General features: G+C 65.1%; 25 protein-coding genes. 11 read left to right on the forward strand and 14 right to left on the reverse strand.

What is annotated here, in order from left to right:
• Positions 1-235: 235 nt before the first annotated feature.
• Entirely contained in the window at positions 236-1,144 is a 909-nt protein-coding gene (locus G9Q80_RS26180; RefSeq protein ID WP_088716219.1) for a T6SS effector phospholipase Tle3 domain-containing protein, read from the forward strand.
• Positions 1,145-1,265: 121 nt separating this feature from the next.
• The gene (locus G9Q80_RS26185) at positions 1,266-3,149 is read left to right on the forward strand and encodes a monovalent cation:proton antiporter-2 (CPA2) family protein (RefSeq protein ID WP_088716218.1); all 1,884 of its coding nucleotides are present in this window, start codon (positions 1,266-1,268) and stop codon (positions 3,147-3,149) included.
• A gap of 69 nt (positions 3,150-3,218) precedes the next feature.
• On the opposite strand, the gene G9Q80_RS26190 is transcribed toward G9Q80_RS26185, so the two are convergent.
• From G9Q80_RS26190 to G9Q80_RS26210, 5 genes are all read right to left on the reverse strand, one after another.
• Entirely contained in the window at positions 3,219-3,725 is a 507-nt protein-coding gene (locus G9Q80_RS26190; protein ID WP_043137763.1) for a CarD family transcriptional regulator, read from the reverse strand.
• Between the two features lie 276 nt (positions 3,726-4,001).
• The gene (fdxA, locus tag G9Q80_RS26195; RefSeq protein ID WP_043137766.1) at positions 4,002-4,340 is read right to left on the reverse strand and encodes a ferredoxin FdxA; all 339 of its coding nucleotides are present in this window, start codon (positions 4,338-4,340) and stop codon (positions 4,002-4,004) included.
• A 55-nt stretch (positions 4,341-4,395) separates the two neighbouring features.
• Positions 4,396-4,776, reverse strand: coding sequence for an RNA-binding S4 domain-containing protein (locus G9Q80_RS26200; protein WP_074623304.1), 381 nt, complete (start codon positions 4,774-4,776; stop codon positions 4,396-4,398).
• Positions 4,777-7,740, reverse strand: a complete 2,964-nt coding sequence (locus tag G9Q80_RS26205) for a helicase-related protein (RefSeq protein ID WP_069210423.1) — start codon at positions 7,738-7,740, stop codon at positions 4,777-4,779.
• A 58-nt stretch (positions 7,741-7,798) separates the two neighbouring features.
• Entirely contained in the window at positions 7,799-8,350 is a 552-nt protein-coding gene (locus G9Q80_RS26210) for a tetratricopeptide repeat protein (protein ID WP_332835997.1), read from the reverse strand.
• Between the two features lie 89 nt (positions 8,351-8,439).
• On the opposite strand from G9Q80_RS26210, the gene G9Q80_RS26215 reads away from it, so the two are divergent.
• The 5 genes from G9Q80_RS26215 (at position 8,440) to G9Q80_RS26235 (ending at position 13,318) form a co-directional block, all read left to right on the forward strand.
• On the forward strand, positions 8,440-8,730 hold the full coding sequence (locus tag G9Q80_RS26215; RefSeq protein WP_043137772.1) for an SCP2 sterol-binding domain-containing protein: 291 nt from the start codon (positions 8,440-8,442) through the stop codon (positions 8,728-8,730).
• Complete coding sequence (locus G9Q80_RS26220) at positions 8,730-9,692, forward strand: alpha/beta fold hydrolase (RefSeq protein WP_043137775.1); 963 nt, start codon at positions 8,730-8,732, stop codon at positions 9,690-9,692. Before G9Q80_RS26215 ends, G9Q80_RS26220 begins: the two co-directional genes overlap by 1 nt.
• Before the next feature lie 59 nt (positions 9,693-9,751).
• Positions 9,752-10,762: a ligase-associated DNA damage response exonuclease gene (locus G9Q80_RS26225; protein WP_088716217.1), complete on the forward strand. Its 1,011-nt coding sequence runs from the start codon at positions 9,752-9,754 to the stop codon at positions 10,760-10,762.
• Positions 10,759-12,351: an ATP-dependent DNA ligase gene (locus G9Q80_RS26230; protein WP_088716216.1), complete on the forward strand. Its 1,593-nt coding sequence runs from the start codon at positions 10,759-10,761 to the stop codon at positions 12,349-12,351. Before G9Q80_RS26225 ends, G9Q80_RS26230 begins: the two co-directional genes overlap by 4 nt.
• 67 nt (positions 12,352-12,418) lie before the next feature.
• Positions 12,419-13,318 (forward strand): hypothetical protein, encoded by a 900-nt coding sequence (locus G9Q80_RS26235; protein ID WP_069210426.1) that lies wholly within the window; start codon positions 12,419-12,421, stop codon positions 13,316-13,318.
• Positions 13,319-13,350: 32 nt separating this feature from the next.
• On the opposite strand, the gene G9Q80_RS26240 is transcribed toward G9Q80_RS26235, so the two are convergent.
• On the reverse strand, positions 13,351-14,325 hold the full coding sequence (locus G9Q80_RS26240) for a hypothetical protein (RefSeq protein ID WP_088716215.1): 975 nt from the start codon (positions 14,323-14,325) through the stop codon (positions 13,351-13,353).
• 173 nt (positions 14,326-14,498) lie between these two features.
• On the opposite strand from G9Q80_RS26240, the gene G9Q80_RS26245 reads away from it, so the two are divergent.
• Positions 14,499-16,322 carry a M3 family oligoendopeptidase gene (locus G9Q80_RS26245; RefSeq protein WP_088716214.1) on the forward strand — a complete coding sequence of 608 codons (1,824 nt, stop codon included), beginning with the start codon at positions 14,499-14,501 and terminating at the stop codon, positions 16,320-16,322.
• 164 nt (positions 16,323-16,486) lie between these two features.
• Here the strand turns inward: G9Q80_RS26245 and G9Q80_RS26250 are convergent, their stop codons facing one another.
• Positions 16,487-16,789 (reverse strand): DUF4389 domain-containing protein, encoded by a 303-nt coding sequence (locus tag G9Q80_RS26250; RefSeq protein WP_043137790.1) that lies wholly within the window; start codon positions 16,787-16,789, stop codon positions 16,487-16,489.
• Between the two features lie 113 nt (positions 16,790-16,902).
• Here G9Q80_RS26250 and G9Q80_RS26255 point away from each other — a divergent pair, with 113 nt between their 5' ends.
• The gene (locus tag G9Q80_RS26255) at positions 16,903-17,985 is read left to right on the forward strand and encodes a dipeptidase (protein ID WP_232788277.1); all 1,083 of its coding nucleotides are present in this window, start codon (positions 16,903-16,905) and stop codon (positions 17,983-17,985) included.
• Between the two features lies 1 nt (position 17,986).
• Here G9Q80_RS26255 and G9Q80_RS26260 read toward each other — a convergent pair whose 3' ends face one another.
• The gene (locus tag G9Q80_RS26260) at positions 17,987-18,256 is read right to left on the reverse strand and encodes a DksA/TraR family C4-type zinc finger protein (protein WP_043137795.1); all 270 of its coding nucleotides are present in this window, start codon (positions 18,254-18,256) and stop codon (positions 17,987-17,989) included.
• A gap of 141 nt (positions 18,257-18,397) precedes the next feature.
• Here G9Q80_RS26260 and G9Q80_RS26265 point away from each other — a divergent pair, with 141 nt between their 5' ends.
• The gene (locus tag G9Q80_RS26265) at positions 18,398-18,916 is read left to right on the forward strand and encodes a glutathione peroxidase (RefSeq protein ID WP_088716212.1); all 519 of its coding nucleotides are present in this window, start codon (positions 18,398-18,400) and stop codon (positions 18,914-18,916) included.
• A 57-nt stretch (positions 18,917-18,973) separates the two neighbouring features.
• Here the strand turns inward: G9Q80_RS26265 and G9Q80_RS26270 are convergent, their stop codons facing one another.
• From G9Q80_RS26270 to betA, 3 genes are all read right to left on the reverse strand, one after another.
• The gene (locus G9Q80_RS26270) at positions 18,974-19,210 is read right to left on the reverse strand and encodes an HP1242/YdcH family protein (RefSeq protein ID WP_043137800.1); all 237 of its coding nucleotides are present in this window, start codon (positions 19,208-19,210) and stop codon (positions 18,974-18,976) included.
• 110 nt (positions 19,211-19,320) lie between these two features.
• Positions 19,321-19,992 (reverse strand): thermonuclease family protein, encoded by a 672-nt coding sequence (locus tag G9Q80_RS26275; protein ID WP_043137802.1) that lies wholly within the window; start codon positions 19,990-19,992, stop codon positions 19,321-19,323.
• An 84-nt stretch (positions 19,993-20,076) separates the two neighbouring features.
• Positions 20,077-21,729, reverse strand: a complete 1,653-nt coding sequence (gene betA / locus G9Q80_RS26280) for a choline dehydrogenase (RefSeq protein ID WP_088716211.1) — start codon at positions 21,727-21,729, stop codon at positions 20,077-20,079.
• A gap of 164 nt (positions 21,730-21,893) precedes the next feature.
• Here betA and G9Q80_RS26285 point away from each other — a divergent pair, with 164 nt between their 5' ends.
• Positions 21,894-22,841, forward strand: a complete 948-nt coding sequence (locus tag G9Q80_RS26285; RefSeq protein ID WP_088716210.1) for a class I SAM-dependent DNA methyltransferase — start codon at positions 21,894-21,896, stop codon at positions 22,839-22,841.
• Between the two features lie 26 nt (positions 22,842-22,867).
• Here the strand turns inward: G9Q80_RS26285 and betC are convergent, their stop codons facing one another.
• From betC to G9Q80_RS26300, 3 genes are all read right to left on the reverse strand, one after another.
• Positions 22,868-24,376: a choline-sulfatase gene (betC, locus tag G9Q80_RS26290; protein WP_088716209.1), complete on the reverse strand. Its 1,509-nt coding sequence runs from the start codon at positions 24,374-24,376 to the stop codon at positions 22,868-22,870.
• Positions 24,373-24,939 carry a choline-binding transcriptional repressor BetI gene (gene betI / locus G9Q80_RS26295; protein WP_043137809.1) on the reverse strand — a complete coding sequence of 189 codons (567 nt, stop codon included), beginning with the start codon at positions 24,937-24,939 and terminating at the stop codon, positions 24,373-24,375. The genes betC and betI overlap by 4 nt, the downstream gene beginning before the upstream one ends.
• Positions 24,940-25,075: 136 nt before the next feature.
• Positions 25,076-26,122 carry a DUF1036 domain-containing protein gene (locus G9Q80_RS26300; protein WP_088716208.1) on the reverse strand — a complete coding sequence of 349 codons (1,047 nt, stop codon included), beginning with the start codon at positions 26,120-26,122 and terminating at the stop codon, positions 25,076-25,078.
• Between the last annotated feature and the right edge of the window lie 44 nt (positions 26,123-26,166).

The following is a 26,166-nucleotide window of genomic DNA, read 5'->3' on the forward strand; positions in this document are numbered from 1 at the left end:
AAAGCCCCGATCGCGGTCAAGCGAAAGGAGCCTTCCGTCTGACCTCTTTAGCGGAATTTCAAGGGGCGATGCCCTCCGTGGCCCGCAATCCGGTAACAAATCGCCACGGGCGTTGGCATAGAGACGTTAAGATCACATTGCAAGGGCGTCACGACGTTGTAACCCGCTCTTCACGATACCGTCGCAGCATTGAGGTAGGGCCACGCACAAGATGTAGTGGGACGCTGCCATGCCAATGCTACGGATCACAGTCATCGAACATGAGGCCCGCCTGCATGGCGGTACTGCCCCCCTGCTGCCCGCGCTCGCCGATGCGCTGGCAACCGATTCCGGGCCGGTCACGATCATGGTGCATGGCTACAAGTACCAGCCCGGCCACCCAGTGCACTGTCCACATACCTCGTTGATGTCCCCAGCCCCGCGCGCCAAGGACCGCAGGGTCGTCAGCTGGCCCGACCGTCTGGGCCTTCAGGGGCGTGTCGCCATATCCTTTGGCTGGCAGGCGCGCGGCTCGATCTGGGCAGCACACCGTCGCGCAGCTTTGGCGGGAGAGGCGCTGGCGGCGCTCGTGCGCGAGGTACGCCACCTGGCCCCGCGGCGCCCGGTCAATGTCATCGCCCACTCGCTTGGTGCCCGGGTTGCCCTTGCGGCAGTGCGTGCGGGCGCCCCCGGCGCCATCACCCGCGCCATTCTGCTGGCTGCGGCGGAATACGGCGCGGTGGCGCGTCATACGCTGGACAGCGCAAGGGGCTGTCGGACGCAGGTCCTGAACGTCACCAGCCGCGAAAACGACCTGTTCGATTTCATGCTGGAACGGTTGGTGCCTCCGACGCATCCGGGTGACCGGATGTTGGGGCATGGTGGCGTAGACCTGCCGCAAATGGTGACGTTGCAGCTCGACGATGAACAAAGCTTAACAGCCCTGCGCCGCCTGGGCTTTCCGATCGCACCGCCGCAACGCCTGATCTGCCACTGGTCGCCGTACCTGCGCGAGGGTGTCTTTCCGCTCTACCGCGCCATCCTGAGCGGCACCCTACCGATGGACGACCTTCGGGCGGTCCTGCCCACCGCCTGCGCCCCACGCTGGTCGCGTTTGCGCCCACGGTTGCCGCGCCCGCAACCACCATTGGTGCCCGCCGAGTAACCCGCCGCTGCCTCGTATAGGGCAACCTGCCCGTATTGCAGGCAGATTTCACATGTCTCCGGTTGCCTCTCCGGCCTTCCCCGGCCCAATATGGAAGAGTAGCCAACCAGCGGAGAAGCGTGTGGACTCCTTTCTTTTTCAGGCTTCTGTCTTTCTTCTTGCCGCAGTGATCGCTGTGCCTCTCGCAGCGCGCCTGGGGCTGGGCTCGGTACTTGGCTACCTCTTGGCCGGACTTGTGATCGGACCCGGACTCGGGCTGATCGTGGCGACGGACGACATCCAGCATTTTGCCGAATTCGGCGTGGTCATGATGCTGTTCATCATCGGGCTGGAGCTGGAACCCCGCGCGCTCTGGGACATGCGGCATCGTCTGATCGGCCTCGGCGGATTGCAGATCGTGCTGACCACTTCGGCCATCCTCGCCGGGGGCATGGCGCTTGGCCTGGCCTGGCCGACGGCCCTGGCCGTGGGCCTCGCGCTGGCGCTGTCGTCGACTGCCATCGTGCTGCAGACACTGAATGAAAAGAACCTGATGCAGACCAATGGCGGGCGATCCGCCTTTTCGGTTCTTCTGACGCAGGACATCGCGGTGATCCCGATCCTGGTCATCCTGCCGCTTTTGTCGATACCCGCCTTCGTCAGTCCGGGAACCTTCCTGCAAGAGAACGCCGAGCGCGGAGATCACGGCACAGACGCGCATCACGCGGCCATGTCCCTGGTCGAAGGCCTGCCCGGCTGGGGTGCTGCGCTGGTGACGCTGGCGGTGATCGCCGCGATCATCCTTGCCGGTATCTATGGGGCCCGCCCCCTGTTCCGTTACATCCACGCCGCGCATCTGCCCGAGATGTTCACCGCCGTCGCCCTGCTGATCGTGATCGGCATCGCCTTTCTGATGATGCTGGTCGGCCTGTCTCCGGCGCTTGGCACCTTCCTCGCAGGGGTTGTCCTTGCCAACTCCGAGTTCCGGCACGAGCTTGAATCGGACATCGAACCCTTCAAGGGTCTGCTGCTGGGGCTGTTCTTCATCACCGTGGGCGCCGGGATCGACGTCGAGTCGCTGTTGCGCGAACCCATGACCATCCTCGGGCTGGCGCTGGCGGTGATCCTGGTCAAGGGCGTCGTGCTCTATGGTCTGGGGCGCGCCTTTGGGCTGCGCAAGCGCGGGCTGTGGCTGTTCACGCTGGGCCTGGCCCAGGCCGGCGAGTTCGGTTTTGTCCTGATCTCCTTCGGTCGTCAGCAAAGCGTCTTTTCCGCCGATCTCGGCGGTCGGCTGCTGCTGATCATCGCCATGACCATGTTGATCACCCCCCTGCTCTTCCTTCTGTTCGACTATCTCAACAAGGGGTTCAGCAAGCTCACCGAAAGCGCCGAGGAAGACGCCATCGACGAAGAAGGCCCGGTGCTGATCGCGGGGATCGGGCGCTTTGGCCAGATCGTCAATCGTCTCGTGCGTTCTGCGGGGCACCGTACCGTGGTGCTTGACCATGACATCAAGACGATCCAGCTGATCCGGCGGTTCGGGGTCAAGGGCTTCTTCGGCGATCCCACGCGGCCCGAACTCTTGCACGCCGCCGGGATAGATTCCGCGCGTGTCTTGGTGGCAGCCCTGGACGATCCCAAGGCCACGACCAAGCTGGTGGCCTATGCCCGCCGCATCCGCCCCGATCTGCACATCGTCGCCCGCGCACGGGACCGGACGCACGTCTATGCGCTCTACCAGGCGGGGGCAAATGACATCGTGCGCGAGATGTTCGACAGCAGTCTTCGTGCCGGCCGGTACGTTCTGGAAAACGTCGGTATGAGCGAATTCGAAGCCGCCATTGCGGAAGAAACGTTCTATCACCATGACCGACGTACCATCCGCGAGCTGGCCCAGCTCTGGGATCCGTCGATTCCCCCGGCCGAGAACGCCGCCTATGTGGCCCGCTCGAAGGAGTTGGAACGCGAGTTGGAGACGGAACTCTACACCGCGCTCACCGAACGCGGAAAGCAGGACGCGGCATAGGCGGCAACCGGAAACGAAAAAACCGCGCCCCGGGGGACGCGGTCAGTTCATTTCCGTTTCGCAGGTCGCTTACGCGGCGCGCAGACCCAGAACTTCGTCCACCTGCTTGGCGGCGGCGGCCTCGTCGCCGGAAACGGCGGCGATTTCGCGGGTCAGACGCTCCAGCGCGGCTTCGTACAGCTGACGCTCCGAGTAGGACTGTTCGCGCTGATCGTCGGCGCGGTGCAGGTCGCGCACCACCTCGGCGATGGCGATCAGATCACCCGAGTTGATCTTCTGCTCATACTCCTGGGCGCGGCGCGACCACATCGCGCGCTTGACCTTGGCCTTGCCCTTGAGGGTCTTCATGGCCTCGTTCACAACGTCCGGGGACGACAGCGACCGCATTCCGACTTCGGTGGCCTTGTGCGTCGGCACGCGCAGGGTCATCTTGTCCTTCTCGAAGGAGATCACGAAGAGTTCGAGGCTGATCCCGGCGATCTCCTGCTTTTCGATGGACACGATCTGGCCTACGCCATGCGCCGGGTAAACCACATAGTCATTGGGACGGAAGTCGTTTTTCTTGGTCTTGGTCATATAGGTCGTTCCTCGCAACTCATCAGTTGACTAGGCGACAAAAAAGACGACCGGGGATCGCTGGATTCCCGCTCATCTCATGTCATACAGTCTGGTTATGCCCCGTAGGGACGTCGGGCGTTACGCCCCGAACGTGCAGTCATCATGTGAACAACATGTATAGCATAGAATACGAAAGCATCCTAGCGCCCTCACGAAGTGAGGTTTACCAGTTGAATATCAGGGATTTAGGCAAGCAATTCCATGCCCTGCCAAAAGCGACGGAGCGAATCGTTCTTAACCGCCCTCGCCCGGTGTCTCGGAGAAGTACTTCTCCAGCTTGCCGCTTTCACCGTCACGTTCCTCGGCCTCGGGCAGCGGATCCTTCTTGGAGATGATCACCGGCCAGAGTTCCGCGTACTTGCGGTTGAACTCGACCCATTTCTCCATGTCCGGCTCGGTGTCCGGGCGGATGGCGTCGGCAGGGCATTCCGGCTCGCAGACACCGCAGTCGATACATTCGTCGGGGTGGATCACCAACATGTTTTCGCCCTCGTAGAAGCAATCCACAGGGCACACCTCGACGCAGTCGGTGTATTTGCAGGCAATGCAAGCATCGTTGACGATGTAGGTCATGAGCTTCTGGTTCCTCGCGGCGCGCTTTTGCGCCTAGCTAATCCAGCGGTCCGGATCATTCAAGCGCCGAGGGGCGCGACTTGTCCAATGCGCGGCGGTCTTTCTTGGTCGGGCGACCGCCGCCCTCATAGCGCGGCGCCCGCGGTTCACGCTCGCGTGGCTTGGGCGGATCGAGATCCTCGTAGAGCGCCTGCGCCTCAGGCGCAGGCCCGCGCCGCTCTCCGGGCGCGACAATACGGATCACCCGCACGTCGCGTTCCTTGGGGAAGGTCAGGATGTCCCCCGGCCCCACCATGAAGGCAGGTTTCGCCACCGGCGAGCCGTTCACACGGCAATGCCCGCCCGATACAAGCTTGGCCGAAAGCGAGCGCGTCTTGAAGAACCGCGCATGCCAGAGCCACTTGTCCAGGCGGATCTTGGCGGGGCCTTCCCCCATTCAGGTCTTGTCCTTGAGCCCCATGAGCGCTGCCGCAAAGGGGTTGTCCGGATCAATCGGCTTGTCCTTCTTGGGCGGGCGCGCCTCGAACTTGCGGCCACCACCGTCGCGCGGCGGCTTGCCCTTCGGCTTGCCACCCTTGCCACGGGGACGTTCGCCGCCCTTGTTGTCCTGCCGGTCGCCGCGCTGCGGACGTCCGCCGCCCTTGGCGCCGTCGCCGCCGCGCGCATCGCGCCGGGGCTTGCCCCCGCCACGCCGCTGGTTGCCCCGATTGCCGCCCCAGGTGAAGGAATAGAAGATCTCCATCTCGGGACCGGCCAGCGCCTCGTCCGGGGCCTCGCCCGGGGTCAGCTCTTCTTCGGGCGTCTCGGGCACCGGGCTCTCGGCCACGGGTTCAGCGGGCTCGGCGGAAACCGGCGCCTCGCCCTCGTCTTCCAATTGCGCCACCGGCGCGGCCACATCGGCCGGCTCCGGCGTTTCACCTGCGTCCGGGCTGACGCCTGCGGGCTCTTCGCCCGCTGCGTCCATGACCGGCTTGTCGTCGGCCGGCGCCCCTGCCTCACCTGCAACCACCGCATCGGCGGGTTTGACCTTTTCGCGCTCTCCCTTTTCGGCGCGATAGCCCAGGCCTTGCATCAGGTCGGCGAACTGTTCCAGCGTCATACCGGTGATCGACAGCATGTCGGCCTTGGCCTCGAACCCGCCGCGGCTGTCCTCGGCACGCAGCATGTCGGCCAGACGCTCCAGCATGTCGATGCGGATCGCCCGGGCGCCGGATTTACGGTAGCCCGCCAGCGTGTAATGCTGCGCCGGCACCTCGTCCATGTTCGGCACCGTGACCAACCCCGGCGGCGGCGCCTCGGGGAACTCGTCCAGCCCGTTGGCCAACGACCACAGCACCAGCCGCAGCCGCGTCGGCGCCGGTTTCAGCAGCAGCGGCATGAAGATCGTGTACTGACCGAACCGCACACCGTGCTTGCGCAGGGAGCCACGCGCATCCTGGTCCAGCGCCTTGACGTCATCGGCCACCTGCGACCGCGGGATCACGCCCATCTGTTCGACCATCTGGAAGGCAAATCCGCGCGCCAGCCCGGTCAGGGCCTCGTCGTCGCGCATTTTCAGCAGCGGCTCGAACAGCGCCGCGATCTTGCGGTCCATGAAATGCTGCAACCGGCGCGTGACCTTCTCGGCCACGTCATGCCCGGCCTCGTCGTCGACGAATGCCACCACGCGCGGTTTGAGCGGATCGTCGCCCTTGGCCAGTTTGCCGACCGCCTGGTCGCCCCACATCAACCCACCCTGTTCGGTAAAGTCGATCTCGGTATCGGGCGCGTTGTAGAATCGGTCGGCGCGCAGGTGGAAATGCGGTGTCAGCGCCTGCAGGCTTGCCTGGCGCAGCGTCTTGGCCTCCTGGCCTGTCGCATCCTTGTCCTGCCGGAACCGGAACCCCTCGAGCCTGCCGACGAGATGACCTTCGACGGTGACTTCACCCTGATCGTTCACTTCGGCCAAGAGGGCCTCCTTCTGTTTCAACCGGCGCAGTAGAACACTGGTGCGCCGGTCTACAAATCTCTGCGTCAGACGCTCGTGCAGGGCATCCGACAGGGCGTCTTCTACAGCGCGCGTTCGCCCGCGCCAATGGTCTTCGTCCGCGACCCAGCCCTTTCGCTGAGCCACATAAGTCCATGTGCGGATATACGCCAGCCGTTTCGACAATGTGTCAATGTCGCCATCGGTCCGGTCGATCCTGTTGACCTGTCGGGCCAGGAAATCATCGGGCACGCGTCCGTTTTGATGCAAGTGCCCAAAGATAACGCCCAAAAGGCCCGCGTGTTCCGCCGGCGAAATTCCGCGGAAATCGGGGATTCGGCAGACATCCCACAACAGTTGCACCGATGCCGTGTCCGAGGCCCGGGCGCGCACCTCTGCCTCGGAGGCCAGGGCACGGAGCGCGCGCAGGTCATCGGCCTCGCGCGCCTTGGTCAACATCTCGTGGTCCGGCGAGGCGTCCAGGCTGGCATCCAGAGCGTCGATGGACCCAAAGCGGAGCGCGGAGCTGCGCCAGTTCAGTTTCTTCAGCGGGGTGAAGGAATGGTTGCAGATCGCCTCTGCCCATTCGTCCGGGATCGGCCCCGTATCGCCGGTGACGCCAAAGGTGCCGTTCGACATGCCGCGCCCCGCACGCCCCGCGATCTGTGCCAGCTCGTTCGGTTGCAGGGGGCGCATCCGCCGCCCGTCGAATTTCGTCAGCGAGGAAAAGGCAACATGGTCTATGTCGAGGTTCAGGCCCATGCCGATGGCATCTGTCGCCACCAGGTAATCCACCTCGCCATTCTGGTAGAGGTCGACCTGCGCGTTGCGTGTCCGGGGTGACAGCGCCCCCATGACCACAGCCGCCCCGCCCTTCTGCCGTTTCAGCAGTTCCGCGATGGCGTAGACATTGTCGACGCTGAAACCGACGATGGCGGTCCGCGCCGGCAGGCGGCTGATCTTTTTCGAGCCGGTATAAACAAGCTGGCTCATCCGTTCGCGACGGACGTATTCCACCCCCGGCACCAGCGCCCCGATGGGTCCGCGCATCGTGTCGGACCCCAGGAACAGAGTCTCATGCGTGCCGCGCATCCGCAGCAGGCGGTCGGTAAAGACATGGCCGCGTTCTGGATCGGCGCAAAGCTGGATCTCGTCGATTGCGACGAAATCCGTGCCCATGCCCTCGGGCATCGCCTCGACCGTGCAGACCCAGTATTTCGCCCGTGGCGGAACGATCCGTTCCTCGCCGGTCACCAGGGCCACCACAGACGGGCCGCGGATCGCCACGATCTTGTCGAAAACCTCGCGCGCAAGCAGGCGCAGCGGCAATCCGATCACGCCGGTGCGATAGCCAAGCATCCGCTCGATGGCGTAGTGGGTCTTGCCTGTGTTGGTCGGGCCGAGAACGGCCGCGATCCGGGAATTCTGGGCCATTGGGCCGCCTATGTCTCAGGCGCCCCGCACCTGTCGGCGCGGCGCCTCTCTTGCCTCGTCAGAGCGTGATGCCGATGGCCCTGCGCTCGAGCCGCTCCATCGCCTTCTGGACGTCGGGATCATGCGGCCTGAGTTCAAGTACCTTCTCGAAGGCGCGATAGGCAAGGGCCGGTTTTCCGACCTGTTCATTGATCGCCCCGACCCCGCGCAGCGCCGCGAAATGGTTTGGATTCAGCGCCAGAACCCTTTCCAGGGCGTCCATCGCCGGGCCGAACTTCTCGGCCCCGAAATAGGCCAGCGCAAGCCCGTGCCACCCTTCGGCGAAATCCGGCGCATGGTCCGTCAGGGCGCGAAAATGCTCAATCGCGGCCTTGTGGTTCTTGACCTCCAGCGCATCACGCCCGCGCTTCAAGAGCAGGTCCATGCTTGCCGAACCTGACTTGGACCACTCGGCGATCAGCTGGTTTTCCAGCCGCTGCGCGGCGGTCGCGGTCTCGGCCTTCTGCAGCTCTGCAAGCAGCTCTGCCGAGCGATCTTCCGCCCTCCCGAGGGAGGGTAGGGAAATCATGACTAGGGCGCAAAATGCCGCGAGGATACGTTTGTAATCCATATGTGCCGTCCTCATAACTTGGGCTGAGTGTAGCGTCTGAACGCCAGTTGGCCAGCGCACGATTATGAGAGCAAGCTTTAGGAGCGAAAATGAGCGACACAGTCAACGCGGCCGTCAAAGCCCTGAATGAAAAAATGGGCGGAAACGGGTTCGACGGAACCGCGAAAATGACCATTGAGGACGAAGGCAGCCTGATCATCGACGAAAACGGCGCACATGCCGGTGACGAGTCCGCAGATGTGACCATGACCGCCAGCGCCGACACCTTCCTTGCCATTGTCGAAGGCGATCTGGACCCGACCTCGGCCTTCATGTCGGGCAAGCTTGCCATCGAGGGCGACATGTCCGCCGCCATGCGCCTGGCACAGGTCCTGGCCTGATGAACGCCGTTCCCGCGCCCTTCCACGCCGATCTTGCAGAAGGTCCGGCAGACGCCCGTGCCTGGTGGATGACCACCTCGGACGGGCTGCGTGTGCGCATCGCGCATTATGGCAGCAACGGGGCGCGGGGCACGGTTTTCATGTTCCCCGGCCGGACCGAATACGTCGAGAAATACGGCCGTGTCAGCCGCCATCTTTCAGATGCCGGCTATCATGTCCTTGCCATCGACTGGCGCGGACAGGGACTGGCCGACCGGATGCTGGACGAACGCCGCACCGGCCACGTCGGCGTCTTCGAGGACTACCAGCGCGATGTCGCCAGCATGGTGCAACTGGCCGACGACCTCGGCCTGCCCGGTCCGCGCCACCTGATCGGCCATTCGATGGGCGGCTGTATCGGGCTCCGCGCTGTCTCTGACGGTCTCGACGTGGCCTCCTGCGTGTTTACCGGCCCGATGTGGGGCATCCGCATCGCCGACCCGGTCCGCCCCGCCGCCTGGGCGATCTCGCGGATGTCGAAAACCGTGGGCCTGGGCCATCTCTTTGCACCGGGCACCGGGGCCGACAGCTACATCGCCTCCAACGCCTTTGACGACAACCTGCTGACCACCGACACCGAGCAATGGGATTACATGCGCCGCCAGGTGCTGGCGATCCCCGAACTGCAACTGGGCGGCCCCTCGTTACACTGGCTACACGAGGCGCTTGCCGAAACCCGCCGCCTGGCCCGACGTCCCTCTCCGAAACAGCCCTGCATCTGCTATTGCGGCACCAACGAACGTATCGTCGACATCGACCGCATCCGCTCGCGCATGGCGCGATGGCCGAACGGGCGCCTCGACATGGTCGAGGCCGGCGAGCACGAGATCCTGATGGAAAGCCCGCATATCCGCGAACGCGTCCTGTCCGAGATCGTCGCGCATTTCGACAGCGCAACAGACCGGACCGCCCTGCGCGCCTGAGGCAACCTCCCGAAAATCCGGCACTGGCCCGACGGCGGAAACCGCCTATCCTCAGCCGCATGAGCCAGCCCGTCCTCACCTTCACAGATCGCGGCATCTACTGCCCCGCGGGCGATTTCCATATCGACCCCTGGCGCCCGGTCGACCGTGCGCTGATCACCCACGGCCATGCCGACCACGCCCGCCCCGGCCATGCCGCCTACCTGGCCACGGACGGCGCCCTGCCCGTCATCCGCCACCGCCTGGGCGAGATCGCGGCCGAGGGCATCGCCTATGGCGAAGCGCGACAGATCGGCGGCGCGCGCGTCTCATTTCATCCCGCCGGCCACTTGCCCGGCTCGGCCCAGATCCGGGTCGAGGTGGATGGCCAGGTCTGGGTCGTCTCGGGCGATTACAAGGTGGTGGACGACGGCCTGTCGGAACCTTTCGAGCCGGTTCCTTGCCATGCGTTCATCAGCGAATGCACCTTCGGCCTGCCCGTCTTCACCTGGCCCTCGCAGAAAGACGTCGCGGCTGAAATTAACGCCTGGTGGGCCGCCAATGCCGCCGAGGGCCGCACATCCATGCTGGGGGCTTATTCGCTGGGCAAGGCACAGCGTCTCATGTCCATGCTGGAGCCCCAGGGCACGATCCTGACACACGGCGCTGTCGAGGCCACGAATGCCGTGCTGCGCGCGCAGGGCTACCCCTTGCCAGAGACCATTCAGGTCACGCCCGACACCGATGTAAAGGCCTTGAAAGGCGCTCTTGTCATCGCACCACCCTCGGCCCTGGGCAGCACATGGGCGCGCAAATTCGGCCCCGCGTCGACCGGCTTTGCCTCTGGCTGGATGCGCCTGCGCGGCATCCGCCGCCGCCGGGGCATGGACCGCGGGTTCGTCATATCCGACCATGCCGACTGGCCCGGCCTGCAAGAGGCAATCAAGTCCACGGGCGCAGAAACCATATATGTCACGCATGGTTACACGGAAATCTTCTCGCGCTGGCTGAACCAGCAGGGCTATGATGCCGCCATCGTCCCGACAGAGTTCGGAGTCGAAGATGACGCCGAGGACGGGGCCGCGTCATGAAGCGCTTTTCCCGGCTGTTCACCGAGATCGACCAGACCACGAAAACTACTGTCAAAACAAAGGCCTTGGCCAATTACTTTACCCAAGCACCCGAGGCAGACAAGCTCTGGTGCATCGCGCTGTTCTCGGGCCGTCGCCCGAAACGGGCCGTGACCACCACCAACCTGCGGGAATGGGCGGCCGAACGGGCGGGCATCCCCCTTTGGCTGCTCGAGGAATCCTATCCCATCGTCGGCGACCTGGCCGAAACCATCGCGCTGGTCCTGCCACCTCCCGCGCAGGCCTCAGATCACAGTTTATCACATTGGATCAACGTTCTGCGTGGCCTTCATGATGTTTCTCTGGACGAGCGAAAACCGCGTATCCTGAATGCCTGGGACCAGCTCGACACCACCGAACGGTTCCTGTTCAACAAGCTCATCACCGGCGGTTTTCGCATCGGCGTCAGCCGCAAGCTGATGACCCGCGCCCTGGCCCAGGCAACCGGCCAGGACGAGGCAGTGCTGGCGCACAAGCTGATGGGCGGATGGACACCCGAAACCACCAGCTACCACGCCCTGATCGAGGCAGAGGACCCTGCCGCCGACCAGAGCCGACCCTATCCCTTCTACCTCGCCTACCAGCTGGACGAGGCGCCGGAAACGCTTGGCGCCCCGGAAGACTGGCAGGCGGAATGGAAATGGGACGGCATCCGCGGCCAGTTGATTGTGCGCGAGCAGGCCCATCACGTCTGGTCACGCGGCGAGGAACTGATGACCGATCGTTTCCCCGAATTTGCCCGCGCTGCCGACTTCCTGCCACCCGGCACCGTGCTGGACGGCGAGATCGTGGCCTGGGAAGGCACGCAGCCCATGCCCTTCAGCGCATTGCAACCGCGCATCGGGCGCAAGACGGTGCCGAAGAAACTGCTGCGCGAGGCGCCGGTGATCCTGCTGGCCTACGATTTGCTGGAAGAAAACGGCGCCGACCTTCGGGATTTACCGCTCTCCACGCGCCGTGCACGGCTCGACGCGCTCTTGGCCGACCTGCCCTCCGACGCGCCGGTGCGGGCCTCTCCCGTCGTGCCTTTCGCAGACTGGAACGCACTGGCAGTGACCCGCGCGAAGGCCCGCGATTTCCGCGCCGAGGGCCTGATGCTGAAGCGCCGCGACAGCCCCTATCTGTCGGGCCGCAAGAAGGGCGACTGGTGGAAATGGAAGTTGGACCCGCTGACCGTCGACGCGGTGATGATCTACGCCCAGCAGGGCCACGGTCGCCGCGCCAACCTGTTCACCGATTTCACTTTTGCCGTCTGGCAGGGCAACGAACTGGTCCCTTTCACCAAGGCCTATTCAGGGCTGACGGACAAGGAATTCGACGCGATCACGGCCTGGGTGCGCAAGAACACCCAGCAACGCTTTGGTCCCGTGCGGCAGGTGCGCCCCGAACATGTCTTCGAGATCGCCTTCGAGGGCATCCAGCCCAGCCCGCGCCACAAGTCGGGCCTGGCCCTGCGGTTTCCGCGCATGTCGCGCTGGCGTCACGACAAAACCCCGCAGGACGCCAACACGCTGGACGATCTGCGGGCGCTCCTGGCAGCCTACGGTTGACGGGAAAGTCACATCAGGACCAATGTCCGGTTTTCCCGACTGGCAGCAAAAGGGACATTGTGGGTACATGGCCCGGCATTCTGAACTGGACCTTGCCGACATGCTTCGCCCCCTCCTGCTCTGCCTCGGGCTATTTGCGCCCGCTGCTGCCCATGCGCAGTCCTTCAACATCGAGGGGACCGTCGCGATCAGCGCGCATGACTACCGCAACCTGTCCGGCATCGGTGTGATCGATGCCACCGCGTCGATCCCGCTCAGCCGCGATTATCCTCTGACGCTGGAATTCGGCACCTACCTCTTTGGGCTGGATGGCAAACGGCCGCATGAAACCTACGCCGCTTTCGCCTGGAACGACACCTGGCGCGCGGGCGTCGTGCGTCCGGCCTATGACCAGGTGCTGCCCTCGGTCTTTGCCCGTGCGGCGCCCTATCTCGCCTATGAGCGCGCGGAATACACCCGCGCCCATGCCACGGTCGAGGCCATGCGCCGCACCGCCGTGCCCTGGGGACTGTCCTGGCAGCAGAGCTATGGCCGGACCGATGTCGCCGTGTCGCTGCACGACGCGGTCAAGGGCAGCTTTCGTGCCGCCTCTGTGGCGGTGACCTACAACGGCGATGGCTGGCAACTGGCAGGCGCGGTTGAAACCGTGACCTCGCGCACGATGGATCACCACGGCATCAACGCCAAGCTGGGCGCGCACTTCGACATCGGTCGCGCGGATTTCGGCGTGACCTGGCTACACCCCGAGGTCAACGACAAACCGGACGCGATCGCGCTGGACCTCGTCTTTCCCGTGACCACGAAACTGGACATGATGGCCTTTGGCGAATTCACCGACGGCGGCAAGGACGATGCTTATGGCATCGCGCTGGACTACAAGCTGCGCCCCGATACAAGCGTCCTCTTCGCTGCCACCGACGGACGCGGTGGCAGCGGTATTCACCTGACGCTCGAACGGCGATTCTGATCCCGCTGCATCGTCAGTTTACCCGGCAGGCCTCAGCCACAGGACGCGTCGAAGCCGATCATGCCTTCGCCGATCCCGGTGACGCGCAAGGTGCACGACTGGTCCCCCACATCGACACCCAGGCTGCTGTCGGCGGCAACGCGCTGTGTCTGGACTCCGTTCACGGCGATCCGCGCCTCCTGACCCTCGCTGTCCACGCTGGACACGAAGACACGCAGGGCACCGTCGGCAAGGCTGACCGTGTGACCCGGCAACACGCCATTATCGGGGGCCGCGACAGTCACCGCAGGCGGGATCATCCCGCAGTCAGACCCCAGCGTCACGCCCCGGTCACTCATCGACGCAACCGTGACCGAACAGTCCCGGCCATCCATCGACACAGGGGTCGAGCCACCGGCCCCAAGCGTCACCAGCGATCCGTTCACCGACAGCCGCACGGACCCGCCCGCCGGGTCGATCCGGGACACAAAGGCCCGCACCGCGCCATCGGCGAAAAGCGCGGTATCGCCGACGCTCAGCGCATCGGCAGAGGCCATGCCGCTGTCGGGTTCCGGCACCTCCGTCGCATCTGGTCCGGCATCAGCCGGCGCGGCAACAGCGGCGGCGGCCACGCGTGTGGTTTCCTCGATCCCCTTCGACAGGTCGGCCAGCGACGTCTTGATCGTCTCGGCCTGTGCCGCCGAGGTCTTGGCAATGTCGTCCCCCAGCTTGGTCCGCAGGTCGTCCAGCTTGGTGGTCATCTCCTTCGACAAGCCCGCCGTCAGCGCCGACATGTCGGGCGCGTTCTCGGCCAGACCCGTCTCAAGCGCGTCCAGCCGTTTCTGCAAGGCGGCCAGCTGTTCCCCATGCGCCTTAGCGGCCTTTTCGGCCGCCTCCTGCGCGGGCACCACGGTATCGTCGATGACCTTGCGCAGGTCGGCGGGGCTGTCCGACCCGCTGAAGGCGACGCCGGCCAGGACCCCGATCACGAGGCCGCCTGCACCCAAAAGCAGCGAAGTATTCGACATGCTGAAATCTCCTCCCTGAATTCGATTGTTGGTTCTTCCCTGACCCAAGCTTAGCCAGACTCCGCCGCCGATCCGAAATCTTTTCTGCGTCAAGCCCTCCAAAAATATGGGGCGCCGGTTGCCTTCGCGCGGGCCTGCCCCCTATGTGAAGGGAAACGACAAGAGGGTTCTCCATGCACACGTTCGCCAAAACACCGCTTTTCGACGCCAACGCCAGTGCCGGGGGCAAGAACCTGGGCGATCTGCCCGAATGGGATCTGACCGATCTCTATGCCTCTCCCGACGCGCCCGAGCTGAAACGCGATCTCGACTGGCTCGAAGAGGCCTGCCGCAGCTTTGCCGAGGATTACGAGGGCAAGCTCGACACGCTGGATGCCGACGCCTTCCTGACCCTGGTGCAGCGCAACGAGCGGATCTCGACCATCGCCGGGCGCATCATGTCCTTTGCGGGCCTGCGCTATTACCAGCTGACCACCGACGCGGAGCGCGCCAAGTTCCTCTCTGACTGCCAGGAGAAGATCACCAATTACACCACCCCGCTGGTCTTTTTCTCGCTCGAGGCCAACCGCCTGGGTGACGACCACTACGAGGCGCTCTTTGGAGCCAATCCCGATCTGAACCGCTACAAGCGTGCCTTCGACCGGATGCGCGCCATGAAGCCCTACCAGCTGTCCGACGAGTTGGAAAAGTTCCTGCACGACCTCGGCGTCGTCGGCGACGCCTGGGAACGGCTTTTCGATGAGACCATCGCCGGGCTGACCTTCGAGGTCGACGGCGAGGAACTCAACATCGAGGGCACGCTGAACCTGCTCACCGAGCAGGACCGCGACACGCGCGAGGCCGCCGCCCGCGAACTGGCCCGTGTCTTTGCCGAGAACCTGCGCACCTTCGCCCGCGTGCACAACACGCAGACCAAGGAGAAGGAGGTGCTGGACCGCTGGCGCGGGATGCCCACGGCGCAGACCGGCCGCCACCTGTCGAACGACGTGGAACCCGAGGTGGTCGAGGCGCTGCGCAACGCGGTTGTCGACGCCTATCCGCGCCTGTCGCACCGCTATTACGAGCTGAAACGCAAGTGGCTGGGCCTCGACACCATGCAGGTCTGGGACCGCAACGCGCCCCTGCCGATGGAGGCCACGCGCACCGTCACCTGGGACGAGGCGCGCGAGACGGTGATGAACGCCTACAACGCCTTCGACCCCCGCATGGGAGAGATCGCCACCCCCTTCTTCGACAAGGGCTGGATCGACGCGGCGGTGAAACCGGGCAAGGCGCCGGGTGCCTTCGCCCATCCCACCGTGACCGAGGTGCACCCCTACGTCATGCTCAACTACCTGGGCAAACCGCGCGACGTGATGACCCTGGCGCATGAGCTGGGCCACGGCGTGCACCAGGTATTGGCGGCAGGACAGGGCGAGATGCTGTCCTCGACGCCCCTGACGCTGGCCGAGACCGCCAGTGTCTTCGGCGAGATGCTGACCTTCCAGCGCATGCTGGAGAACGCGCAAAACGATGCCGAGCGCAAGGTCCTCTTGGCCGGCAAGGTCGAGGACATGATCAACACGGTGGTCCGCCAGATCGCCTTCTACGACTTCGAGTGCAAGCTGCACGAGGCCCGTCGCGGCGGCGAGCTGACCCCGGACGACATCAACGCGCTCTGGATGTCGGTGCAGGCGGAAAGCCTCGGCGGCGCCTTCGAGTTCATGGAAGGCTACGAGACCTTCTGGTGCTACATTCCGCATTTCGTCCACTCGCCCTTCTACGTCTACGCCTATGCCTTTGGCGACGGTCTGGTGAACGCGCTTTACGCCGCCTACCAGGAGGCGCCCGAGGGCTTTCAGGACAAGTATTTCGACATGCTCAAGGCGGGCGGATCGAAGCACCACAAGGAGCTTCTGGAACCCTTCGGACTGGACGCGAGCGACCCGAAATTCTGGGACAAGGGGTTGAGCATGATCGAGGGATTCATCGATCAGCTTGAGGCGATGGAGGGGTAATCGGCGCTTCAGGCCCAGTGAAAACAAAGGGTGGGTTTTCAACCCACCCTGACGCCGTGCTCTCGGCAAAGCCGAATCGTGGTCCGGATGCCACAACAGCCCATCGCACAGTCCGGGACTGCATTCGTCTTGTTCAATGCACGACGAGATCTGGCATCGGCCGCCTAGTCCAGCTCCGTCCACGGCCAGGGTTTCACCTCCGACGCCCCGGTTTGGTAGCGCGCCGCCTTGGCCATCCAGATGCCAAGGTCTGTGCCGAACTCCGCCAGCCTTTCGTTCGGCTCGTGCTTGTTGACCAGCAGGATGATCGCCTGCACCACCGTCGCAACGGTCAGCACCGTCTGCGCCAGGCTCAGCATCAGCCAGATCAGCACCATGTAGAGCAGCCGCATCCCCATCGGCTCTGCCTCGACCTCCGGCTGCTCTCCGTGCAGCCGCCCCTCGATCCTGTCGTCGTCGTTCGCCATGACACCCCCGTTCCACCGATACGATGGGCAAATCCTAACCACGCCTTGCCTTGCCGCCAAGAGACAAGGATCGCCCTTGCCAAGCCCGCCGCCAATCGGGTCAGATCGCGGCCATGTCCCTGCCCGAAAGCCCGCCCATGCCCATCCCCTTCTTTGACGGCCACAATGATTTCCTGTTGAGGCTGATGAAGTCCCCCGCCCCGCGCGAGGAGACATGGCTGGGCACCTCTGCCGGGCATATGGATCTGCGACGCATGAAACAGGCCGGGTTCGCGGGCGGGCTCTTCGCGATCTTCGTGCCGCCGGTGCCGGACGGAGCACCGCCGCCCGACTTCAAGACGCTCATGGCCGAACCGCCCTATGCCCTGCCACTGCCACCCGAGATGGACCACGCGACCGCCCAGCCCACCGCGCTGGAGATGGCGGGCTTGCTGCACTGGATGGCACGTGCCGCGCCTGATGACTTTGCCCTGTGCCGCAGCGCGCATGAGATCAACGCAGCAATGGAAAGTGACCGCATCGCCGGCGTCATGCACATGGAGGGCGCCGAGGCCATCGGCCCGGATCTCGACGCGCTTTACCTGTTTCACGATATGGGGCTGCGCTCGTTGGGGCCCGTCTGGAGCCGCCCGACGATCTTTGGCCACGGCGTGCCGATGGCCTTTCCCGGCACACCGGACACAGGCCCTGGCCTGACCGACCGAGGCCGCGAACTCATCCGGCTGTGCAACGAGCTGAACATCCTGATCGACCTGTCCCACATGAACGAGGCCGGCTTCGACGACGTCGCCCGCCTGTCCAAAGCGCCGCTGGTGGCCACGCATTCCAACGCCCATGCGCTCTGCGCCTCGCCGCGCAACCTGACGGACCGGCAATTGCACGCGATCCGCGACACGGGCGGCATGGTGGGGTTCAACTATGCGACCTTCTACATCAATGCCGATGGCCGCGCCGATGCCGGCACGCCCTGGGAAATGATGCTGCGCCACATCGACCACCTGATCGAAACCCTGGGCGAGGATCACGTCGGGCTGGGGTCGGATTTCGACGGCTGCGTCCTGCCCGACCTCATCGGCGACGTCACCGGCGTGCAGGGTCTGCTGGGCGCCATGTCGGCGCATGGCTACGACGATGTGCTGATCGCCAAACTGGCCCGCGACAACTGGCAAGCCTGCCTTGCCCGCACCATAGGCTGAGTCACTTCAGCTGGCTGTCCTTGGACCCGCGCCGGTTGATGCCCCCGCGCTGTGCCGAACGGCCATCGCGTTCGCTGGCGCAGTCGATACACAGCTTGACCCCCGGGATCGCCAGGCGGCGCTTTTCCGGGATCTCCTCGCCGCAGTCGGCACATTCCTTCAGGCTGTCACCCTGCGGACCGCGGCGCAGCTTCATCCGTTCCAGTTCCTCGGCAATGCTGGCCTCGATCTGTTCGCTGACCGCGCCGTCCCTGCTCCATCCGCCTGCCATGTCACACCTCTTTGCCGCCCAGGGCCCCACCGCGTCAGTCCAGCACAAAAGCCCCGACCGGCGCAAGATGGGCTGCGGCGCCGATCCCGGTCTTGACCGCCCTGCCGCTGCGCTACCTCCAGTGCAAAAGGAGTGCCCGTAATGATCCGACTCGCCGCCCTGTTCCTGTCCGCCATCATCGCCCTGCCCGCCTGGGCCGCGCAGGGCTTTAACTTTGCCAGTATCGACGGCGGCACCCTGTCGATGGACGATTGGCAGAACCGCCCAGTTCTGGTTGTGAACACCGCCTCACGCTGCGGGTTTACGCCCCAGTATGACGGCCTGCAGGCGCTGTACGACCGCTATCGCGACCAGGGCCTGATCGTCCTTGCCGTGCCATCGGACGATTTCCGGCAGGAACTGTCCTCGGCGGAGAAGGTCAAGGAATTCTGTGAAGTGAACTTTGGCCTCGACATGCCGATGACCGACATCACCCATGTGCGCGGGGCACAGGCCCATCCCTTCTACCGCTGGGTCGCGGATCAGACCGGGTTCAGCCCGGCCTGGAATTTCAACAAGATCCTGATCGGCGCCGATGGCACCGTCCGGGCCACCTTTGGATCGACGACCAGACCACTGTCGGCCAAGATGACCCGCGCCATCGAGGAGGCGCTGAACTGAAAACGCCCCGGCCATAGGACCGGGGCGCGTGTTGTCTGGCAGGGCCAAGCCCGGGGATCAGGCGCTCAGCAGCGCGTAGATCTCGTCCTTGAGGGCGGCGCGCTGCTTGCGCAACTGCTCTTCCGCCAGTTGCTCCATCGGCTCGACGTTGGTTTCGGCGCGGTGCACCTGGCGGTTGACCTCATGGTACTCGTCCGCAAGCTTGGCGAAATGCGCGCTCGACTGTTTCAGAGCGTGCATCTTGTCGGTGAATTCCGGAAATTCCTCCGACAGTTCATGCGGCGTGTGGGACATTGGCGTCTCCTTCATTTGTGTCCGCCCTCCAATTTGCACAGGCGGCGGGCACAGACTTTGACGCGGATCAAACCTGATCGCGGCATACGCTTTTTAGCGAAAAGAACCGGTCAGCGCAGCGCCCGGCGCCAGCCGGCCGCCCGGGCCTCCTGCTCGGAACAGAACCAGCGTTCGCCCTTGTCCATGCTGATCCGGGTGGCCTCGTACCAGGCCTGTCCCGGAACATGATAGATCCGTGCGCCGGAGTTGGTCGAGATGTTGCCCTTGATCCTGCAACCTTCGGGCGCAGAGGCCAGGCGCTGCGCGGCGTGGCCCCGACGGGTATCGGAGCGGAAGGCAGAGGGCGATTTCACACCCGTTGCATGCAGCCCGGCCTTGCGCCGGGCGGCGATGCGTTCCTGCGGCACATAAGCCTCGGAGTAGCGTTCATAGGCAAAGGCAAGGCCGCTTTCGACCAGGGTTTCGCCAAGGTCCTTGCCATCGACCCGACAGCGCGCCACGACGCGGTCATAACGGTCGCGATCCAGCTCGACGCAGGAGGCGGTGCGGCCCTCGTAGCGGGCGCGGACCTCGCCGCTGACCCAAGAGCCGCACCCCCACATGGGCGCCCCGCCCCCGCCGCATCGCTGGCCGTTTTCGGGGGCATCGATGCCGTGCAGGCGGATATTGGTCTGTCCGATGGCGACCGTGTCACCGTCGATCACCCGCAAAGGGCCATTGAGATCGGCAGAGGCAGCGGTGGCGGAGGCAGCAAGAACAAGAGCGAAACAAAATCTTAACATGCCGTTAAGATCGGCACGCTCCTGATCCGTTTCAAGACAAAAGTTAACGAAAGGTTAACCGCCCATGAAGGCGGTTAACATGTCTTAACGCTGCACGCTCTCCCAGTCCGGGTGAACCCAGGGTTGCGCATTGTCCGGCGGCAGGCGGCGGCCCAGCACATGATCGGCGATCTTTTCGCCCACCATGATCGAGGGCGCGTTGAGATTGCCGTTGGTGATGCGCGGAAAGATCGAACTGTCCGCCACCCGCAACCCGTCCACGCCGATCACCCGCCCCTCGGGGTCAACCACGGACCGCGGATCATCAGCCCGGCCCATCCGGCAGGTGCCGCAGGGGTGATAGGCGCTTTCGGCATGTTCACGGATCACCGCGTCAAGATCCTCGTCCGTCTCTGCCCCGGCGCCCGGCTGCAACTCCTTGCCGCGATAGGGTGCAAAGGCCTCTTGTCCGAAAATCTCGCGCGTCAGGCGGATGCAGCGGCGGAAATCCTGCCAGTCCTCTTCCGTGCTCATGTAGTTGAAGAAGATGCGCGGCGCCTCCTCGGGATCGTTCGACCGCAACGTGACCTCCCCCCGAGAGGGCGAGCGCATCGGCCCCACATGCGCCTGGAACCCGTGCCCCTCGGGCGCCACCTGCCCGTCGTAGCGCACGGCGATCGGCAGGAAATGGTACTGGATGTCGGGATATTGCACCCCGGCCTTGGAGCGGATGAAACCGCAGCTTTCGAACTGGTTGGACGCCCCCGGCCCGCTGCGGGCAAACAGCCACTGCGCCCCGACCCAGGCCTTGCCCGCGAGACTCCAGTATTTCGCCAGGCTCACCGGCTGCGTCGCCGCCATCTGGACATAAAGCTCGAGGTGGTCCTGCAGGTTCTGCCCCACGCCGGGGCGATCCGCCTGCACCTCGATGCCCTGTTCCGCCAGCTGCGCCGCCGGTCCGATCCCCGACAACATCAGCAGCTTGGGCGAGTTGATGGCGCTGGCCGCCAGGATCACCTCGGCCCGGGCCTGGATCACCTCGACCTTGCCGCCACGCGACACCTCGACCCCCGTGGCGCGCCCCTCGTCAAAGACCACGCGCCGGGCCAGTGCCCGCACCAGCTTTGCCCCCTGTTTCAGCGCGGGCCGCAGGTAGGCCTTGGCCGCCGACCAGCGTTCGCCCTGCCAGACCGTCATGTCGAAGGCGCCAAAGCCTTCCTGTTGCTCGCCATTGTAGTCGCCGGTGACCGGATAGCCCGCCTGCCGCCCGGCCTCGACGAAGGCCTGCACCAGTGGGTTGTCGCGGCGTCCGCGCGTGACGTGCAACGGCCCGCCCTGCCCGCGCCAGGCCGGATCGCCGCCGTGGCCGCCGTCGTGCCAGTCCTCCATCCGCTTGAAATAGGGCAGCACGTCGGCATAGCCCCAGCCGTCGCAGCCCGCCTCGCGCCAGTGGTCATAGTCCAGCGCGTGCCCGCGCACATAGATCATGCCGTTGATCGAGGACGACCCGCCAATGACCTTGCCACGCGGACAGACCAGCCGCCGCCCGCCAAGGTGCGGTTCCGGCTCTGTCTGGTAGCCCCAGTCGTAGCGCGCCATGTTCATCGGGTAGCTGAGCGCCCCCGGCATGTTGATGAAGGGCCCCCAGTCACTGCCGCCATGCTCGATGACGATCACCGATTTGCCCGCCTCTGTCAGGCGCCCCGCCACCGCACATCCGCCCGAACCGGCACCGACGATCACATAATCCGCTTCCATTTCCCTCACCGCTGGTGATTTTGCCGGGGACAGGGGCACGGCGCCCACTTGACAGGCGCACCGCCTGTCCCCTTATTCCAGAACGCCCGCCACTGGCCGGCACATGTCTTTCGCCGCATGACCGCCCGCGCGGTCCATGAGCGACCTCTCGAAAGTCTGACCCGATGCATGGGACGCGTTTTCCCTCCGGCGATCCGCAGGCCGACAGGCGTGCCGAATTTGCCGAAACCCTGGCCCACCTGGGCGATGCCGCCGGCGCCATCGAGACCCTGACCGGGGCGCTGGAGCTGGCCCCCGGATGGGCGGCGGGCTGGTTCCGCCTTGGCGAATACCTCGAGGCCACGGGCGACACCGAGGCCGCCGTCACGGCCTACAACCGCGCCTGCGCCGCCGACCCGGCCGATCCGCTGGGCGCCGGGCTGCGCCGCGACCTCCTGCGCGACGTGCCGCTGGCCGATCGCCTGCCGCCCGCCTTCGTCGAACTGCTCTTTGATCAATACGCGCCCCGGTTCGACCGCGCGCTGGTGGATCAGTTGGGTTATCGCGGCCCGGAACAACTGGGTCAGGCCTTGGACCGGGCGGGGATCATCCGCGTGGACCGCGCGCTGGACCTCGGCTGCGGCACGGGACTGACCGGCGCCGTTTTGCGCCCGCGCAGTGGCTGGCTGGCGGGCATCGACATCTCTGCCGGGATGCTCTTCGAAGCCCGCGAAAAGGAGCTTTACGACCGGCTGCATCAGGCGGACATCACCGCGCTGGAGATCGGCGATAGCTATGACCTGATCGCCGCGGGCGACGTGTTCAACTATATCGGCGCGCTGGAACGCACCATCGGCTGGTGCGCCGGATCGCTGACCCCGGGCGGCACGCTGGTCTTCAACGTGGAACAGGGCGACGGTCCCGTGACGCTGCACGAAGGGCGCCGTTTCCGGCATTCCCGCGCCTATGTCACGGGCCTTCTGGACGAGGCCGGCTTTGCCCGCGTCTCCTGCACGGAGTGCACCCTGCGCCACGACCGTGGCGCGCCCGTGGCCGCGCTGACCGTTCTGGCCAGCCTGCCCGGATCGACCGTCACCTACCAGGGCGACGGGGAAAGCGAGGTTCCGGCCTGACCGTCCTGCCGGGTGGACAGGCCGCATCACTCCCCCCGTGGAAAACGCTTGTTTTCCTCCAGCACGTTGAGATCCATGTGGTTGCGCATGTAGCGCTCGCTGGCCTTTTGCAGCGGCTGGAAATCCCAGGGGTAATAGCCGCCCTGCCGCAGCGCCTCGTAGACCACCCAGCGCCGTGCCTGGCTTTGCCGGACCTCGGCGTCGAACCGCCCCAGGTCCCAGCGCCGCGCCGCCGCCGTGCGGAATTCCTCCATGATCTCGGCCTGTTCCGGCGCCTCGGCCAGGTTCACCAGCTCATGCGGATCGGCCTCGAGGTCGAAGAGCTGTTCCGGGTCCAGGGTGCAATCGGTGTATTTCCACTTGCCCCGCCGCAGGCACACCAACGGCGCATATGAGGCCTCGGCGGCATATTCCATCGCCACCGGCGAGACACGTTCGCCGCCCCGCATCACCGGCACCAGGCTCTCGCCTTCGGTCCAGGGCATGACCTCGGACATGTCCACACCCGCCAGGTCACAGAGCGTCGGACAGATATCGATGTTCGACACCGGGGCCGCGACCTGCGCGCCCTCCATGCCGGGCACCGAGATCATCATCGGCACCCGGGCCGACCCTTCGTAGAAGGACATCTTGAACCACAGGCCCCGCTCGCCCAGCATGTCGCCGTGATCCGAGACAAAGACCACGATGGCCTCCTGCCGGGTGTCCTCCAGAACCTGCAACAGCTGCCCGATCTTCTCGTCCAGGTACGAGATATTGGCGAAATAGGCTTGGCGCGACCGGCGGATGTTCTCCTCGGTGATGTCGTAGCTGCGCCAGTCGTTGGCGTCGAAGATCCGTTTCGAATGCGGGTCGTGATCCTCGTAGTCCATCGCCGGGACCTGCGGCAGCAGATGGTCGCACTCCTCGTAAAGATCCCAGAACCGCTTGCGTGCCACGTAGGGGTCATGCGGATGGGTAAAGCTGACGGTCAGGCACCAGGGCCGGTCATCGTTGCCACGCGCCAGGTCATAGATCTTGGAAGAGGCGTTGTAGGCGACCTCGTCGTCGTATTCCATCTGGTTCGAGGTCTCGGCCACGCCCGCGCCCGTCACCGAGCCCATGTTGTGATACCACCAGTCGATGCGCTCTCCGGGCTTGCGATAGTCCGGCGTCCAGCCGAAATCGGCCGGGTAGATGTCGGTGGTCAGACGTTCCTCGAATCCATGCAGCTGGTCCGGCCCGACGAAATGCATCTTGCCGCTGAGGCAGGTCTGGTAGCCCGCCCGGCGCAGGTGGTGCGCATAGGTGGGAATGTCGCTCGCGAACTCGGCGGCGTTGTCATAGACCCGCGTCATGCTGGGCAGCTGCCCGGACATGAAACTGGCTCGCCCCGGCGCGCAAAGCGGCGAGGCGGTATAAGCGTTGGAAAACCGCACCGAACGCGCCGCCAGCGCGCGCAGGTTGGGCACATGCAACCAGTCCGCCGGCCCGTCGGGAAACAGCGTGCCGTTCAGCTGGTCGACCATCAGGATCAGGATATTCGGCTTGGTCATTGGGTCCTCATCAGGGCATGGGCGGTTTCAGTCACGTTCTGCGCGGCCCCCGAGACGCCCTGCCCGGACAGGGCGGCGCGCAGGTAGACGCCGTCGATCAGCGCCGCGATGCGGTCCGCCACCACCTCGGGGGCCTCGGTGCGCCCGCGCAGCGCGTGCACCAGGTTCGAGTGAAGGCGCCGCTGGTAGACCTGCAACAGGCGCGCCGCCTCGGGTTCGCGCAGGGCCAGGACGTAAAAATTCAGCCAGGCGGACACGGTTTCGGGCTGAAAGAAGCTCTCCGCGAAATTGGCCGCGATCAGCGCCTCCAGCCGCCGGTCCTGCGGGGCCTTGGCCAGGGCCGCTCGCACCTCGGTTCCGTATTCGGTCAGGATGTGGCGCATGGCGGCAAGGAATATCTGCACCTTGCCGCCGAAGTAGTGATGCGCCAGCGCGCTGGACATGCCCGCGCGGCGCGCGATCCGCGAGACGGTCACGTCGAGGCTGCCGGCCTCGCCGACCTCGGCCACCGTCGCCGCCAAAAGCGCAGCGCGCCGTATGGGTTCCTGTCCAATCTTGGGCATGGCGGCAGGATGGTTTTTATTGACTGGCGAGTCAATCAAGAATGCCCCGCACCCTGCCCCGTCGTCGGCCAAGGGAACGGGCCGAAACCCACAAGGGATTTCGGCCCGTTCCAGGTTGCGCCCTAGGCTGCCCGCGTCAATCCACGCGACTATAGGTCAGGATATTGCCCCGCCCCGGGTTGATCAGTTCCAGCCGGTCCGCCGTGACCTCGCCCAGGTGCACGCACCAGCTGTCCTGCGTCTCCAGCTCTGTCCGGGTCCAGCCGATGCCCTCGAAGGGGGCATCGGGACAGGTGCCGCCCAGGGTCATCCACTGGTGCCCCGAAAACGCGCCATTGTAATAGTCGTAGACATCCGCGCCCCGGATCGTCATGCGCGAGGCCGGATCGTCCAGCGATTGCCACTCACCCTGCATCAGGTGGCGTTCCTCGGAGAAAAAATCGCCGTCAAAGACCTCTATCACCCGGCCCAAGGCGATCTCGACCGTGATGTCGCCGTAGGCGATCATGTCGCCTTCGAGTTCGACCGCCAGCGGCATGGGCCAGTATTGCAGGTCATCCAGCAGGGCATCCGCCGTGCCCGCGCCATAATAGGCGTGATAGCGCCAGCCCTCGACCTCGAAACTGCAATAATCCAGCCCGTCGATCAGCTCGCAGCCGGTGAATATGCCATTCTGCGTAAAGGGTTCGCCCAGGCTGCCGCGGGCAAAGGGGTGCAGGCTTTCCAGCGGGGCTTCTTCGTCCGACAGATCCGCAGCCCCCTTCGGCGCCACCGGCGCCGGTCCGTCCGCCACAAGGGTCAGCGTGAAGTCCGCGGCGTTCCCGGTGTCCACCTTGCGAAACCGCGTCTTGTCATATCCACGCGCGGCGCAGTCCTTGTCGCCCGCGATAGTGAAGGGATCGGGCGTGCTGCAAAACGAGAACGGCCCGTCGAAATCGCCGCCCGGCGTCGTTGCCCGGTAGTAGAAATAGCGCCGCCCAAGGTCACGGGCCATGACGGGCTTGCACTCTCCCGGGGCCAGTTGCCACCAGCCTTCGGATGTCCAGACCCCGCCCGGGGCCTCGTACCCGATGGCCACGCTGTGCCGCAGGTCCGTCGTGTTGCAGACCTCAAGGCCCGCCTGCGCCGCCAACGGCAACGCCCCCAGCACCAGCGCCGTGGCGCCCGAAATCCATCTGTTCATGCCCGTCCTCCCGTTTTTACGGGTCACATCAGGCACATGCGCTC

This window comes from Mameliella sp. LZ-28, from assembly GCF_012274245.1.
Taxonomy (GTDB): domain Bacteria; phylum Pseudomonadota; class Alphaproteobacteria; order Rhodobacterales; family Rhodobacteraceae; genus Antarctobacter; species Antarctobacter albus.

Bases quoted from the DNA above. Each gene is read 5' to 3' on its own strand.
- G9Q80_RS26250 (WP_043137790.1), bottom strand. From the start codon at position 16,789: ATGGCGAACGACGACGACAGGATCGAGGGGCGGCTGCACGGAGAGCAG.
- G9Q80_RS26215 (WP_043137772.1), top strand. From the start codon at position 8,440: ATGAGCGACACAGTCAACGCGGCCGTCAAAGCCCTGAATGAAAAAATG.
- G9Q80_RS26235 (WP_069210426.1), top strand. From the start codon at position 12,419: ATGGCCCGGCATTCTGAACTGGACCTTGCCGACATGCTTCGCCCCCTC.
- G9Q80_RS26180 (WP_088716219.1), top strand. From the start codon at position 236: ATGCTACGGATCACAGTCATCGAACATGAGGCCCGCCTGCATGGCGGT.
- G9Q80_RS26245 (WP_088716214.1), top strand. From the start codon at position 14,499: ATGCACACGTTCGCCAAAACACCGCTTTTCGACGCCAACGCCAGTGCC.
- G9Q80_RS26225 (WP_088716217.1), top strand. From the start codon at position 9,752: ATGAGCCAGCCCGTCCTCACCTTCACAGATCGCGGCATCTACTGCCCC.
- betI (WP_043137809.1), bottom strand. From the start codon at position 24,939: ATGCCCAAGATTGGACAGGAACCCATACGGCGCGCTGCGCTTTTGGCG.
- G9Q80_RS26300 (WP_088716208.1), bottom strand. From the start codon at position 26,122: ATGAACAGATGGATTTCGGGCGCCACGGCGCTGGTGCTGGGGGCGTTG.
- G9Q80_RS26260 (WP_043137795.1), bottom strand. From the start codon at position 18,256: ATGGCAGGCGGATGGAGCAGGGACGGCGCGGTCAGCGAACAGATCGAG.
- G9Q80_RS26270 (WP_043137800.1), bottom strand. From the start codon at position 19,210: ATGTCCCACACGCCGCATGAACTGTCGGAGGAATTTCCGGAATTCACC.
- betA (WP_088716211.1), bottom strand. From the start codon at position 21,729: ATGGAAGCGGATTATGTGATCGTCGGTGCCGGTTCGGGCGGATGTGCG.
- G9Q80_RS26220 (WP_043137775.1), top strand. From the start codon at position 8,730: ATGAACGCCGTTCCCGCGCCCTTCCACGCCGATCTTGCAGAAGGTCCG.
- G9Q80_RS26205 (WP_069210423.1), bottom strand. From the start codon at position 7,740: ATGGCCCAGAATTCCCGGATCGCGGCCGTTCTCGGCCCGACCAACACA.
- betC (WP_088716209.1), bottom strand. From the start codon at position 24,376: ATGACCAAGCCGAATATCCTGATCCTGATGGTCGACCAGCTGAACGGC.
- G9Q80_RS26255 (WP_232788277.1), top strand. From the start codon at position 16,903: ATGTCCCTGCCCGAAAGCCCGCCCATGCCCATCCCCTTCTTTGACGGC.
- G9Q80_RS26265 (WP_088716212.1), top strand. From the start codon at position 18,398: ATGATCCGACTCGCCGCCCTGTTCCTGTCCGCCATCATCGCCCTGCCC.
- G9Q80_RS26200 (WP_074623304.1), bottom strand. From the start codon at position 4,776: ATGGGGGAAGGCCCCGCCAAGATCCGCCTGGACAAGTGGCTCTGGCAT.
- G9Q80_RS26285 (WP_088716210.1), top strand. From the start codon at position 21,894: ATGCATGGGACGCGTTTTCCCTCCGGCGATCCGCAGGCCGACAGGCGT.
- fdxA (WP_043137766.1), bottom strand. From the start codon at position 4,340: ATGACCTACATCGTCAACGATGCTTGCATTGCCTGCAAATACACCGAC.
- G9Q80_RS26275 (WP_043137802.1), bottom strand. From the start codon at position 19,992: ATGTTAAGATTTTGTTTCGCTCTTGTTCTTGCTGCCTCCGCCACCGCT.
- G9Q80_RS26230 (WP_088716216.1), top strand. From the start codon at position 10,759: ATGAAGCGCTTTTCCCGGCTGTTCACCGAGATCGACCAGACCACGAAA.
- G9Q80_RS26210 (WP_332835997.1), bottom strand. From the start codon at position 8,350: ATGGATTACAAACGTATCCTCGCGGCATTTTGCGCCCTAGTCATGATT.
- G9Q80_RS26190 (WP_043137763.1), bottom strand. From the start codon at position 3,725: ATGACCAAGACCAAGAAAAACGACTTCCGTCCCAATGACTATGTGGTT.
- G9Q80_RS26240 (WP_088716215.1), bottom strand. From the start codon at position 14,325: ATGTCGAATACTTCGCTGCTTTTGGGTGCAGGCGGCCTCGTGATCGGG.